Origin of the sequence: Vibrio sp. Isolate22, from assembly GCF_022398115.1 — a bacterium.
GTDB lineage: Bacteria > Pseudomonadota > Gammaproteobacteria > Enterobacterales > Vibrionaceae > Vibrio.
Map to the genome: position 1 here is coordinate 1 of NZ_JAKEUW010000062.1, position 13,952 is coordinate 13,952.

Here is a 13,952-nt window from a genome sequence, read left to right on the forward strand (position 1 = left end):
TCGTGTCGTGATAGCTAAATCACTGAACCGACGCGGCCTCCCGCGCTTATTCTGTTTGCTTTGCGCCCACCCGCTTATTGCTTCTTCATCAATCCAAAAGGTCAGAGAACCACGGTTAATGAGTGATTGGTTGTATTGCTTCCAGTTGGTTGTTTTGTAACGAGGCTTAGGCATAGGACTACGAGAGAGAGTGGAGGTAGCTGCTCAGATCGTAGGTTCTGGATTTAGTTCCATTGAATTACGCAACAAAGCCCTAGTATAGGTGCGGTCACGGATTTTGATAATCCCCTTAAATAGAAAATGATTATTACTTATTTGTAATAATTGGCAGGGTTTGAAGGGGGAGTCAAAGGAAAGGTGTTGCTAAGAGAATCTATCGAGACTCTAAACAGTAACTAAGTAGAAGGGACATTTATTGGAAATAAATAGAGCATAAGCTTGCCGCCTATTTTCTCGTTGTAGGTTTGAACATGCTTTTTTCTCTCCCACCTCCTGTAATGCTATCACTCGCCATTGTGCTTGAAGTTGTCGCCACTTCTTTATTACCTAAAACACAGCAGTTTACTTCTCTACCTGCCACTGTCGCAGTATTGGCTGGCTACGGCTGTGCTTTCTACCTGTTGTCTCTCACAGTGCAAACCATGTCTTTGGGTGTGGCGTATGCGATTTGGTGTGGGGTAGGGATAGTGCTAGTCGCAGCACTGTCTTGGCTGGTCTACGGGCAAAAGCTCGACATCTACGCAGTCATCGGCATTGCTTTAATTCTGTCCGGTGTGGTGATCATCAACCTGTTTTCGAGTTCGGTGAGTCATTGATCTTTATTTGAGTCACACTTATTAATTTAACCTATTGATCTGTCTTTTTATTTTATAAATATGGATTGTATTATGTAATTATGAAGCACGGGTTTTAGTGGCATAGAAGTTATTTCTAACCTCTCTTAGTCTGTACACACATGATAGTAATCGGATAATCTAAGTTGTTCCATTGTAAATCAATTACCTAGGTTACAATGTGGAGAAGCTCAACTCGAACTCATTTCAATGCGCTACATGACTTTTGGACATTTGATGTATAAAACATTATTTTTTTTGTTAGGAGTATTCACTTCACTGCAAGTTTTTGCTGAAGGAGGTATAAGTTGGGTTAACGCAACAAATAAGTATTCTTGTACTAAGGAACTGGAGACCTGCTTCTTCGATGACTTTACTTCAGAGGATGACTCTAAGGTGGTCGACGGTATATTTGTATATTTGGACAATATAAATTACCTAAGTGGTTTCTACAGCAAAAAAAAGTTCTTAGAGAAGTTAGAAATTATCTCTAAAACAAATGAAAACTATGCTTTTTTAATCGAGGCCAGTATTTATTACCATGGGGAGGGCTTTGTTCGCAACCTTGATAAAGCAATCGAAATTGTCGAGTCTAGCCCTTTTTATAATGAAAATGATCCCGACCAGATGTCTATCCTTGGTCTGAGTTATTATTTTAAATTTACAGAAGTAAAAGATGCACCTTTAGATTGGTATTTAAAAGCTAAAAACTATCTGAAAAAGTCTTATCAGCTAGATGAAAACTATGTAACAAGAGAATTAGCATTTGCTCTAATTAAGTCTAGCAATTTACAAGATCTAGAGTTGGCAGGGGATATTTTCAGAAGATTTGCTGAGATTGGTGATGAAGATGATGTGTATAATTATGATGTATATCTTAAAGGCATGAAGCAGCTCCAAGAAAACTATTAATGATCTACATTATTGATATTGGATTCCGAGTTAGAGGGATCTTTTATGCCAATGCTAATTTCCGAGTGAGCTAATTCTCTATCGAAGCTATGTTCGAAAATAAGTCAACTCACACCCCAACACCGCCACAAACGCATCTAAATACTGCTCTATCGTCAGGTCCGTAGAAACCGGTGGTAGCTCTACGGTAATACACGGCAGGTTTCTTTCTTGGCACCAGGTGCCGAATGAGCCTGGGGTTTCGTAGTCGACGTCTTCGACGAGCGGTAGGTTGAACTGTTTGCCTAGCCAAGTGGCTAGTTCCGATTGGTTTGGGTCATCGACCATGGCGAGTGGTTCGTGGAAAGAGATGACAAATTTGGGCTTGCGCTGCTCAATTAGGTTAATGAGCGATTGTACTTCCGGTTCAAGCTGATCGGCTTGCCCAGTTTTTACTTTTACATCTCTGACTGGTGTGTGGGAACTCCAGCGATAAACGGTGCCGTCTTCTGTCCAGTTTTGAGTTGGGAAAGCGCGGTTCAAATCGACTTGGTTGGCGTTAGCACGGGTGCCTAACTGGTTGCCATCTGGGTTCATCGACAAGATCACATCGTGTCGCAAGTTGGCGGCTGGCAAGCTTCTTAGCGCACAAGACAAACCTGCGATAGATGCGGTTTCATCACCGTGTGTGCCTGCTATGATTAGACCTCGAGATTCGCTTTCTACTTGCGCGGGGAAATAGAGCAAGGGTGCGCCCAATACCGACTTTCCATATGGCAGCGGCTTTATTGAAAATGCAGCTCTTTCCGTTCTTGGAATTAAACTCACCTTTATCTCCTGATTGATCAAGTACTATCAAGTATTAACGATTACAAAAACTATTTAGATAAACGAAAGCATTAAAACTCGTCAACAGTCTCATTGTTAATTTTATTACTTGCTTCAAAGATAGGCTAGGAGAGCAAAAACATATGGATTTTAAGAAACACTCAACGGCGTTACTCATTTCATCTCTATTGACCCCTTTTATCTCAGTGACTGCCGTTGCTGACACATTGCCAGCGGGAACTTCTCTGGCGAAAGAACAACACTTGGTGCGCGCTAATGATGCAGAAGCGGCGACACTTGATCCGGCTAAGGCAGAAGGCTTGCCTGAAATGCACATTCTACGCGACCTATTTGAAGGTTTAGTGATTCAAGATCGTGATGGCAACATCACTCCAGGTGTTGCGGAATCTTGGGAAACTGAAGACAACCAGACGTTTGTATTCCACCTGCGTAAAGATGCTAAATGGTCGAATGGCGATCCGGTGACGGCCGATGATTTCGTGTACGCGATCAGACGTGCGGTCGACCCTAAAACAGCATCGCCAAATGTGTGGTATCTGAAGCTCACCCAAATCAACAATATTGCTGACGTGGCAGAAGGCAAGAAGCCTGTTGAAGAGTTGGGTATTTCCGCTGTCGACAAACACACCGTGATGTTCGAACTCGATAGCAAAGTACCTTATTTTGTAGCGATGACAGGCCACACCTCAATGATGCCAGTTCACAAGGCAACGCTAGAAAACAGCGACAAGCCGTGGAGCGATCCCAAGCAGTTTGTCGGTAATGGTGCGTTTGTGCTGGACGAGTGGGTGGTTAACGAGCGTATTGAACTGAAGAAGAACTCTAACTATTGGAATAGTTCAGATACCCACTTAACCGAAGTAACTTATATTCCGTTTGAGAATCAGAATGCCTCGATTAACCGTTATGCCGTGGGCGAGGTCGATATTACTTCGGACGTACCTACACATATGGCGCAGCAGCTTAAAAGCAAATACCAAGATGCGTTTACCACAGTGCCTCTGCTGTGTACTTACTACTACGCATTCAATACTACGCGACCACCTTTTGATGATGCGCGAGTACGTAAAGCCGTCTCTTATTCTATGATGCGCGACGTTATCACCAATGGTGTGACTCAGGTTGGCAACTTACCGGCTTATACCTTTGCACATGAGTACACTGCTGGTTTTGATGCGACACAACCTGAATACAGCACGTGGACTCAGAAAGAACGTGATCAAAAAGCAAAAGAGTTATTGAAAGAAGCGGGCTACGATGCGGCTAATCCACTAGATTTCAAGCTGCTCTACAACACCAGTGAGTCGAACAAGTCGATTGCTGTGGCGATCGCTTCCATGCTCAAGGGCAACCTAGGTGCGCAAGTTGAGCTAGAAAACCAAGAGTGGAAGTCTTACCTAGTATCGCGTCGCCAAGGTGATTTTGATGTGATGCGCGCCTCTTGGTGCGGTGACTACAATGAAGCATCAACCTTCTTGAGCCTGCTGCGTTCAGGTTCTTCGGGTAACTTTGCTCGCTACAGCAATGACAAGTACGACGCAGCAATGGACAGCGCACTAGCCGCAACCAGCGAGCAAGATCGCCAAGGTTTCTATGACCAAGCTGAACAGTTGCTAGCAGAAGACATGCCGATCGCGCCAATCTACTACTACATGCAGGCTCGTCTAGTACGACCAAGTGTCGGTGGTTTTGCGAAGAACAATGTAGAAGGGCGTATCTACTCTAAGGATCTCTACATCAAAGAGTAATTGATCTTCTGGCATACAAATAAAAGTCTGAAATAGAGAAAAGGGACGTTGATCATAAATATCTGATCAACGTCCCTTCGTCATTAATCTGTAACGGTAAGCGCAAAAAACTGAAACCTGGCTGAAGTATTTTTCACTTTTATTTCAATCAGGTGAAGCCATGTTACCCCCTCTACGTGCACTTGTTGCGTTTGAAGCTGTTGCCCGCCTCGGTTCTATTGGCGCTGCTGCGCGAGAGCTTTGTGTTACCCAAGCTGCGGTGAGTCAGCAGCTTAAAAGTTTAGAAACCTTTCTCGATACCACACTGTTTGAACGCAGCTCCAAAGGCGTGCAGCTGACATCGGCTGCCCAGCATTATCAACCGATTGTTGCGGGCTCATTGGCCCATCTGAAACTACAGACTCAAATCCTGTTCGGGGAAAAAGAAACCGATGTATTGAGCCTTCGTGTTAATCACACCTTTTGCCATAACTGGCTGCTACCTCGCCTACCATCTTTTTATCAAAAATACCCTTTTATCAGGCTCGATATTCAGCTGGTGGACTGGCCATCTACCAACCCTTGTCAGAATGTCGATATCGAACTGACCAACGGTAAGGTCGAAAGCGAAGACACTCATTGCGAGCGACTGTTTCAAGAGCATTGGCAGTTAGTGTGCAGCCCAGAATTTAAAAACCAATATCAAGGTTCGTTGGCTGAACATGACTTTTCTGCTCTGCCGACCGTGCAAGTAAAAGGCTACCGAGAGAACTGGCTGCAATGGCTGAGTCACAACCAATTCGAGATGACTTTACCGAAGGTGCTACTTGAAGTGAGTAACTCTCTGCACGCTTTAGAGGCGGTCAAACATGGTATTGGCGTGCTGTTAGTGCGTTCGCTTGCGGTGTCTGAGTTGTTGGAGAAAAACGAACTTGTTTTGGCAACAGAGTCCTCAATGCCTGCTGAATCAGCCCACTATTTGATTACTAAACACCGGCGCAGTGCCAAGGTGAATTTCTTTTGTGATTGGCTTTATCACCAGATGGAAGATGGCGAACTGGAAGAAAGATTTTCTAATGGGTAGCCATAAAAAAAATGAAGGGCGCTCTTACTAACCTGTCACACAAACCCCTTAATTTAACCGCATACAAATAAGGACGAGGTCACCATGAGTGCTTTCTCAGAACCAATGAAAAACCGCTTAAAGGTACTGCTATTTACTGCACCGTTGTTGGTGCCACTGTTTACTTTTTGGCTCGTACCATTTGGTTATTCGATTTACATCAGCTTCACCGATTGGGATTACATCTCGCCAGATTATTCGTTCATTGGCCTAGAAAACTACGAGTACATGGTTGAGGACTACGAGTTCATCCAAGCGATGCTCAATACGTTTTGGTTCTCTGTTGGTGTGGTGATTCCCACCATCATTCTTGGTCTTGTGTTTGCCATGCTGCTGCACAAAAACTTTAAGGGCAGCCAGTTTTATCGTGCGGTGATTTTCTCTCCTTGGATTACGCCAACGGTGGCTGTGTCGATTGTGTGGTCTTGGGTGTTCGAGACCAAATCGGGCTTGGCAAACCACTTACTGGAGTCGGCAGGTTTTAGCGCGATTCCATGGTTAGAGAACGGAAACACAGCCTTGGTTGCGGTGATTATCGTGACAGTTTGGCAGGCGATTGGTTGGACGATGCTGTTCTACATCAGTGCACTCAACAAGATTCCAGAATCACTTTATGAGGCGTCTTTGATTGATGGTTGCAGCAGCTTAACGCGCTTTTTGAAGATAACGCTACCACTGATTTCACCAACCACATTCTTCTTGGTAGTGGTCAACATTATCACAGCAATGCAGGCGTTCGATCAATTTCAGATCCTAACGCAAGGCGGGCCGGGCGGTGAAACTCGTACCTTGCTGTACTTGTTCTACCAACAAGCGTTCGAACGTTACGAAATGGGACCTGCGGCCGCGACATCGTTAGTGATATTCCTGATTACTGGGTTGCTGGCACTTATTAATACCTACATCGGCAAGCGCTGGGTGTACTACTAGTCGATTTTTAAAAGGACAGAACTATGAGCACGCAAGTATTGGATGCCAATCAAGTATTAAATCAGAGCACAGCGAAAACCAAAGTGAGAGCCCAAACCAAAGCGACCAAATCAGAGGTTACGTCAAAGAAAGCCTCAGTGGATCGTCGTTCGTTTATCGCACTGGCTAAGCACCTGTTCTTGGCAACCTGCGGAACCATCATGGTGTTTCCATTCTTATGGATGTTGTCTGGTTCGCTGAAAAGTAACGATGAGATCTTTGCTAACCCGCTGGACTTGATTCCAGAGCAGTTTCGCTGGGAAACCTTTGTCGAAACCTTTCACAGCGCGCCGTTTGGTTTGTACATCTTCAACAGCTTTAGTGTGGCTTTGTTCACTACCTTGTTGGTGATTGTGAATTCAGCGATGTTTGCATACGCGCTAACTCAGCTGAAATTTCGTTCGAAGACAGTGCTCTATTTCATCGTGATGGGTTGTTACATGCTGCCGGGCGCAGTGACTTACATTCCGTCTTACATCACCTTGGCAAAACTGGGTTTGTTGGATTCACACATGGGCTTGGTGGCGTCGAACGCGGCGTCTGTGTTCGGTGTGTTCTATCTACGCCAAGTGTTTATCAAGGTGCATCCGTCGCTGATTGAAGCGGCACGAATTGATGGTGCAGGTGAGCTCAAGATCTTATGGGCAATCATCTTACCGCAATGCCGAGCAGCAGTCGCAACACTGTTCCTCATCACTTTTATTACCAATTACAACAGCTACATGTGGCCAAGTCTGGTGATTACGACTCAGGATTTAAACCTGATCGCTACTGGTATTCGTCACTACTTTATTGCCGAAGGTAACTATGGGTTGAACTGGTCGCAAATCATGGCGGCGAGCACCATTGCAGTATTGCCTTTGTTAATTCTATTCGTCATTTGTCAAAAGACGATTCTTTCAGGTATCGCCGATAACGGCGTAAAAGAGTAAACGGAAATGAAACTAAAAACTCTCGCACTAGTGTGTGCTGGCGCAGCAAGCGCGTCTATGTTCTCTAGCAGTGTTCTTGCGGCAACCGAAGTTAACTTTTGGTATTCCGGTGGTACTAAGCCACAGCAAATGATGACTAAGCTCATCGAAGAGTTCAACGCGAGCCAAGATGAGTATGTGGTGAAGCCTGCATTGCAAGGTAACTACACGGAAACCTACCAGAAGCTGCAAGCTGGTTTAGCGTCGAAAACGGCACCTGAACTTGTGCTGCTAGATTCAGGTCGTGCGGAAGCGATGCACGGGCGTGGTTTGAGCCGTGACCTAACGCCGTTCATGGATGAAGAGTTCAACTTCTCTGATTTCATTGGCGCGTTCAAAGATCAAGTGACAGCAGACGACGGCACCATCATCGGTCTACCTGCTTACGGTACAACTCAAGTGTTTTACTACAACAAGCAGGTGTTGGCAGATAACGGCTTTACTGAGCAAGATCTAAACACATGGCAAGGCGTGGCTAAGGTCGCTGAGAAAGTCACACAGCGTGATGAGAAAGGTAACGTGACTTTCTACGGCTGGGAGCCGATGTGGGGTCAAGACAACATGATTGACGCGGCATTTTCTAACGGCGCGAAGATCATCAGTGATGACGGTAAGAAAGTGCTGATTGACTCTCCTGAGTGGGTTGAGGTGTGGGACAGCTTCCGTAAGTGGATCCACGATGATCAAATCATGCGTATTCACTACGGTGGTCAAGGTTGGGAATACTGGTACAAAACCATTGATGATGTGATGAAAGACAACGCACTAGGCTACACCGGTTCATCGGGTGACCAAGGTGACTTGGACTTCACTAAGCTTTCAGCAACCACGCAACCAGGTTGGGGCTCAAACCCTTCTGCACCACAAGCAGGTGCGCTGGTTTACGTCATGCCAAAAGGCACAGACGACGCAGCAGCGAAAGGTGCATTTGAGTTTGTTGAGTTCTACACCAACGCGAAAAACACCGCAGCATGGTCGATGTTTACGGGCTACATCCCAGTGCGCAACAGTGTTTCTGAAGTTCCAGAATACCAAGCATTCACTAAAGATAACCCACAAGCACTCATTCCATTGAAGCAAGCGAACACGGCGACCAAAGATTTCCTAGACCCTACCAACGGTAAGATCATGGATGCGCTGAAGGTGGCAGCGGATCAGATTCAGATCCAAAACGTGCCTGCTGATAAAGCGCTAAAACAAGCGGCTAAGAAAGCACAACGTGCACTAGACCGAGCGAATCGTTCTTAATCGGTAAAGTGGTTAAAACTATCTTTGCATGCATCAAGGCCCATCTATTCGGGTGGGCCTCTTTTTGACCCAGTCCTTCAATTAGGACGAATTTGGTGAAGACAATGACCCAATTTCAAGGTGAGCTGCCGTTTGGCAGAGTACGTATCCCCTTTGATGTGCCAGCAGGTTCTCAATGCGTAACGATTACTGGCACAACCGTAAAAAAAGGATTCTTGTACGCAGCGGCGTATGATGCCAACCAAGCATTTCGTGGCAAAGTGCTATTTGAAAAGGCGCACAAGTCACTCACTATCCAACTGGAAAACTCAGGCCTAGGCGCGATTGATGGCGAGATTCCATCGGGCGAGTGGTTCTTAGAGCTTTATAACCTTGAAGGTGAGTTTCGCACCGAGCGTGCGATGCAGTATCAAGTTGATGTGCTTTGCTCTGATGAGTTAGTTAATCATTCTAATGAGCTAGAACTGAACCCAACGGTCACAACTGATCACGATATCGAGTTTGATTACAGCCACATGCTGAGCTCTGATTCTCGCTGGTATCGTGGCGACTTGCACGCTCACACTCAGCTTTCTGATGGCCACAATACCTTGGCAGCGGCTAAAGACATAGTGGAATCACAAGGGCTCGATTTCTTCTTCTTCACTGAGCACAACATCTGTCAGCCGAAGCTACCTGTTTCAAAACAGTGTTTGTTCTTACCGGCGTTAGAAGTCACGACCGATCTCGGGCACTTTAATGTACATGGCCCAGTAAAGTCTTTGGACCTTAGAGACGTTGAACATAACAGCCAAGCAACCATGGAAGTGGGATTGGGTTTAGCGAAAAGTGGACACAGCTCCCTTGGCATTAATCACCCAATGATGAAGCCGTGGCACTGGCATTACGATCAAGTGGATCTCAGCCAAGTGTCTACGTTTGAAGTGTGTTGTGACCCAACTTGGTCTACTTCACCGAAAGCGACCGAAGAGGCGTTATTGGTTCTCAATGAAATGTGGAATTGTGGCCAGCGCATTACCGCGATTGGCGGCAGCGATTCACACCTTGAGCCGCATGAACGTAATCCTAAATCGGATGAGCCTTCTATCTACGGTGACCCATCAACTTTCGTGTACAGCCATGGTTTGAGTGGCGAAGGCATCTTGTCTGGTCTGCGTAACGGCCAAGTGTACTTAGAGCGCCGCTGCGGCTTGAAGTTTGATATCAACTTAGGTGATTTGCTACCGGGCAACGACTCTCAAGGTCAGCCACTAACATACCGAATGACCGTCTCTGATTCAGAAAACCCTTACTACGCGGAGTGCGTGGTCGATGGCGAGATTGTCGATCGAATCGCTTTGAGTGATGAGCTGCAAAGTATCCATATTGATGAGGGCTACCGTTGGTGCCGTGTCGATATTCGTCGCGGAGCGCTTTCTTCAGCGTTAATCCACAGCACTCAAACTGCATCTGACGAACGAGAGTTTGAAGGCTGCATCAACGCCGTATTCGACGGTAAACAATCAGAATTTAACCAACCCCTAGTGCGTACTTGGGGAGAACTAATGGAGCGAATGAGCCGTGATGAAGTTTAAGGCGATGTTATTTGATAAAGACGGCACATTGTTAGAGTTCCACAAGATGTGGCTCAACGTTTCTCGTGGTGCCTGTGAGCGTGTGAAATCTTACAGTGACCAGCACAAAGGTAATCAAACTGTCACACCTGCTGAGTTACTCTTGGCCATCGGTGTTGAAGGTGATGTGGTTGATAACTATGGACTACTAGCCTCAAACCCAGTGGAAGATACCGCAATAGCGTGGTTCAACATGCTGCAACCTAATGTCTCGCTCCCTGAGTTTACTAAGGTGACCAAAGCCGCTTTCAATGACGAAGTGGAAGAAAACCCAAGCTGGATTGAAGCACTACCAGGTGTGGCTGAAAAGCTGGGTGCGTTTAAACAGCAGGGCATGATTTTAGGCATTGCGACTGCAGACACCAAAGACTCAACGATCTACACATTAGAGCAATCGGGTTTGAGCGAGATGTTTGATTATGTTGGTTATTCCGATGGGGATATCGAACCTAAACCAGCGCCAGCACTACTTAATGCCTTCTGTGAGCAATGCGGTATTGAGCCACATGAAGTGATCATGTTTGGTGACACGGTTTCGGATATGGAATTTGGCCGCAATGCCGGCGCAAGCAATGTTGGTGTGTTAACTGGTACAGCACAACACTGCGAGTTAGAGCCAGTGGCGGATCTGGTTATCGCATCAGTCGCTCATTTTGAGCTCAACCAATTGCAAGAACGTGGCTAATGCGTTGCACGACAGATTGCAAAGATAGTATTTAACGAATTGATTTAAGGACAGGTTATGGCTGAAGTCACACTGAGAGGGGTAGAAAAAACCTACCCAAATGGTTTTAAGGCCGTGCACGGTGTCGATCTGAATATTCGCGAAGGTGAGTTTATGGTGTTTGTTGGGCCGTCTGGCTGCGCAAAATCTACGACACTTCGTATGATCGCAGGCCTTGAAGATATCTCAGAAGGCGATGTCTACATTGGTGATAAGCGTGTAAATGAATTGCCACCTAAAGATCGCGGCATCTCTATGGTGTTTCAGAACTACGCACTTTACCCACACATGTCGGTATACGACAACATGGCCTTTGGCCTCAAACAACAGAAGCTGCCAAAGCGTGAAATCACTGAACGTATCGAAGAAGCTGCCAAGACATTAGATATCGAGCACTTGTTGGATAACAAGCCGGGTAAAATGTCGGGCGGTCAAAGGCAGCGTGTCGCGCTTGGTCGTGCGATGGTTCGTAAACCAGATGTGTTTTTGTTTGATGAGCCTTTGTCTAACTTGGATGCAAAGCTGCGTGTTTCAACGCGAGTCAGCATTGCGCAGCTGCACAACAATCTTAAGCAAGAAGGGCAAAACGCGACCATGATCTACGTGACACACGATCAGGTGGAAGCCATGACTCTTGGTGACCGCATCTGCGTGTTGAATCAAGGTGAGATCATGCAGGTCGATACGCCTATGAATCTTTATCAATACCCGGCAAACAAGTTTGTCGCGGGCTTTATTGGTTCGCCAGCGATGAATCTTCTCAAGGTGAGATTGGATGAGATTGACGGTGTGATGAACGTGGTCTCAGAAAGTGGTACTCGTTGGACGCTACCACAAGACAAGCAGGCGATTGCTCGTAAAAAGTCGGGAGAGTGGGTGTGGTTTGGTGTTCGTCCTGAGCACATTCAGTTAGCTAATCACGACGCACCCTTGTCTGAGGTTAATACCCAAACGCACAGGCTTGATGTGGTCGAGTCGATGGGGAATGAGCTGTATCTCTACTTCAAATTGGGTGCCGATAAGCTGGTGGCGCGCGTGCCTTTCGATGCTGACCGCACAGCGGAAAGCGGACAGGAGACATTGCTTCATTTCAATACCTCACAGTGTCACCTGTTTGACCTAGAGACAGAAGAAGCATTGACTGAATAAGTTGACGTGTTGCGTATTCGAAATAAAGAAATCCCCGCTCAGATGAGGGGGGATTTTCCTTAGGAGGAGTATCAACAGGAGCTCGGGACTGTGCTCGAGGCTTTTTTGTTGGAGATAGCTAAACACTGTTGAGGGTTAGAACCATTTAATGGCTCGGAATCGCTATTCTTTTTTCTAACCAACGAACCGCTTGCGATACGACCAAAATAAGAACAAGGTATTCCAAAACCAGAAACGTATAGATCTCTAAAGGTAAATATTCGTTCACCACCAGCTCATTTGCTCGCCTTGTTAAATCACTCAAACCAATCACACTCACTAGCGAACTCATCTTGAGGATATAAACAAACTGATTGCCCAAGGGCGGCAGTATCTGACGGAATGCCTGCGGTAGGATAACCAATCGCATTTTTTGCCAATAGGTCAATCCCAAGGATTCGGCCGCTTCATGTTGGCCACGATTAATCGCTTGAATTCCCCCACGGAACACTTCTGCCATAAAGGCGCTCTCGGCAATGGTCAATGCGATTACCCCTGCCCAGAAGTGGTTCAAAGAGACATCGAGTAATGTCGGCATTCCGTAATACACCCACAATAGCAATACCAATACAGGGATAGAACGCATCACCTCTACGTAAAGTCGATTAATCCCCCTGAGTATTGGAGAACTAGAAAGCGCTGGAAAGGCGACCAATAGACCCAGAGCCATAGCAAAAAACATGCTTAGCAACGAAACCTGAATAGTCTCGCTAAAACCAGCCATCAAAAACTGAATGTTAGTTCGCCCCTGCTCCGTCGACGGGTCGAGTACATACCATCCCCATTGGTAGTCTGAACATCCTGTCAGAAACAGCAGAGAAACTAGCGATAAGTGACGATAGTTCACATTTACTCCCAAAAACTCCATTTGTTATTGCTATGTTAACAACCAAATCTGTTTAATGGTTAATAATTAAGAAGAATATCTACATTCATCACTTAGAAATCAGCATTCTTTGAAGGAATAAAAAATGAAGAAAAGCTTAATTGCATTAGGAATGTGCTTACTTGCTTTTACACAAATTGCACATGCACAAAGTCGTTTGCAGGAGATACTCGATGCCGGAGTTCTTCGCGTTGGTACAACTGGGGATTGGAACCCAATGACAATGAAGGATCCAGCGACCAATAGCTACCGCGGCTTTGATATCGATGTCACGACTGAGTTGGCTAAGGACCTAGGCGTTAAAGTGGAATACGTCGCAACAGACTGGAAAACCTTGGTGAATGGCATCACAGCCAACAAATACGACGTGACTGGCAGCGCATCGCTCAACATGTCTCGAGCAAAAGTCGCTGGGTACAGCCACCCCTATTTCTATCTGGCTTTCGTCCCTGTTGTGCAAAAGAAAGACATAGAGAAGTTCTCTGATTGGAGTGACTTTGACAAAGCAGAAATCAAAGTTGCTGCCACGCTCGGCACAGTACAAGAAAAAATGGTGAAGGACTTCTTCCCATCGGCACAACACATCGTGATTGAAGCGCCAGCACGGGATTTCCAAGAGCTTTTAGCTCGCCGCGCCGATGTCTCCGTGACTTCAAACGTAGAGGCTGCAACCTTAGTCGAGAAGTTTAAACAACTCGCGATAGTTCCGGTGAAAGAGCCACGTAAACCAACTCCAATTGCGATGCTACTACCACAAGATGATCAGGTTTGGATTAACTACATTAACCACTGGGTTGAATTGAAAAAGACGCAAGGTTTCTTCAAGCAAACCGCTGAGAAGTGGGGACTGAAGAGCATGTAACGAGCTCATAGAGAAGAGAAAAATAGAGCCCTTAGGGGGGAGGGCTCTAGAGTTAGGAGCTAACTTGA

Annotated in this window: 14 protein-coding genes; 11 read left to right on the forward strand and 3 right to left on the reverse strand. The window is 46.0% G+C overall.

Translation table 11 applies throughout. The features are described from left to right. A partial coding sequence (locus L1D55_RS22945) for a transposase (RefSeq protein ID WP_239919010.1) occupies positions 1–174 on the reverse strand: 174 nt, incomplete at its 3' end. Between the two features lie 296 nt (positions 175–470). On the opposite strand from L1D55_RS22945, the gene L1D55_RS22950 reads away from it, so the two are divergent. Next, positions 471–815 (forward strand): SMR family transporter, encoded by a 345-nt coding sequence (locus L1D55_RS22950; RefSeq protein ID WP_239918993.1) that lies wholly within the window; start codon positions 471–473, stop codon positions 813–815. A 255-nt stretch (positions 816–1,070) separates the two neighbouring features. Continuing rightward, positions 1,071–1,745 (forward strand): hypothetical protein, encoded by a 675-nt coding sequence (locus tag L1D55_RS22955; RefSeq protein ID WP_171367450.1) that lies wholly within the window; start codon positions 1,071–1,073, stop codon positions 1,743–1,745. Between the two features lie 87 nt (positions 1,746–1,832). On the opposite strand, the gene mpaA is transcribed toward L1D55_RS22955, so the two are convergent. Then, complete coding sequence (gene mpaA / locus L1D55_RS22960) at positions 1,833–2,552, reverse strand: murein tripeptide amidase MpaA (RefSeq protein ID WP_239918994.1); 720 nt, start codon at positions 2,550–2,552, stop codon at positions 1,833–1,835. 143 nt (positions 2,553–2,695) lie between these two features. On the opposite strand from mpaA, the gene L1D55_RS22965 reads away from it, so the two are divergent. The 8 genes from L1D55_RS22965 (at position 2,696) to ugpC (ending at position 12,097) form a co-directional block, all read left to right on the forward strand. Beyond that, positions 2,696–4,321: an ABC transporter substrate-binding protein gene (locus tag L1D55_RS22965; RefSeq protein WP_239918995.1), complete on the forward strand. Its 1,626-nt coding sequence runs from the start codon at positions 2,696–2,698 to the stop codon at positions 4,319–4,321. Positions 4,322–4,481: 160 nt separating this feature from the next. Then, on the forward strand, positions 4,482–5,384 hold the full coding sequence (locus L1D55_RS22970; protein WP_239918996.1) for a LysR substrate-binding domain-containing protein: 903 nt from the start codon (positions 4,482–4,484) through the stop codon (positions 5,382–5,384). A gap of 84 nt (positions 5,385–5,468) precedes the next feature. Beyond that, the gene (locus tag L1D55_RS22975) at positions 5,469–6,353 is read left to right on the forward strand and encodes a sugar ABC transporter permease (protein ID WP_123305860.1); all 885 of its coding nucleotides are present in this window, start codon (positions 5,469–5,471) and stop codon (positions 6,351–6,353) included. Between the two features lie 23 nt (positions 6,354–6,376). Further along, positions 6,377–7,324: a carbohydrate ABC transporter permease gene (locus tag L1D55_RS22980; protein WP_239918997.1), complete on the forward strand. Its 948-nt coding sequence runs from the start codon at positions 6,377–6,379 to the stop codon at positions 7,322–7,324. A 6-nt stretch (positions 7,325–7,330) separates the two neighbouring features. Further along, a complete protein-coding gene (locus tag L1D55_RS22985; protein WP_215402865.1) occupies positions 7,331–8,611 on the forward strand; it encodes an extracellular solute-binding protein in 1,281 nt (426 codons plus the stop codon). A gap of 104 nt (positions 8,612–8,715) precedes the next feature. After that, positions 8,716–10,185, forward strand: coding sequence for a CehA/McbA family metallohydrolase (locus tag L1D55_RS22990; RefSeq protein ID WP_239918998.1), 1,470 nt, complete (start codon positions 8,716–8,718; stop codon positions 10,183–10,185). Further along, positions 10,175–10,909 (forward strand): HAD family hydrolase, encoded by a 735-nt coding sequence (locus L1D55_RS22995; RefSeq protein ID WP_239919011.1) that lies wholly within the window; start codon positions 10,175–10,177, stop codon positions 10,907–10,909. Before L1D55_RS22990 ends, L1D55_RS22995 begins: the two co-directional genes overlap by 11 nt. Positions 10,910–10,966: 57 nt before the next feature. Next, positions 10,967–12,097, forward strand: a complete 1,131-nt coding sequence (gene ugpC / locus L1D55_RS23000; protein ID WP_239918999.1) for a sn-glycerol-3-phosphate ABC transporter ATP-binding protein UgpC — start codon at positions 10,967–10,969, stop codon at positions 12,095–12,097. A 145-nt stretch (positions 12,098–12,242) separates the two neighbouring features. On the opposite strand, the gene L1D55_RS23005 is transcribed toward ugpC, so the two are convergent. Continuing rightward, the gene (locus tag L1D55_RS23005) at positions 12,243–12,983 is read right to left on the reverse strand and encodes an amino acid ABC transporter permease (protein WP_128163526.1); all 741 of its coding nucleotides are present in this window, start codon (positions 12,981–12,983) and stop codon (positions 12,243–12,245) included. 124 nt (positions 12,984–13,107) lie between these two features. Here L1D55_RS23005 and L1D55_RS23010 point away from each other — a divergent pair, with 124 nt between their 5' ends. Next, positions 13,108–13,884 (forward strand): transporter substrate-binding domain-containing protein, encoded by a 777-nt coding sequence (locus L1D55_RS23010; protein ID WP_239919000.1) that lies wholly within the window; start codon positions 13,108–13,110, stop codon positions 13,882–13,884. Positions 13,885–13,952 lie beyond the last annotated feature (68 nt).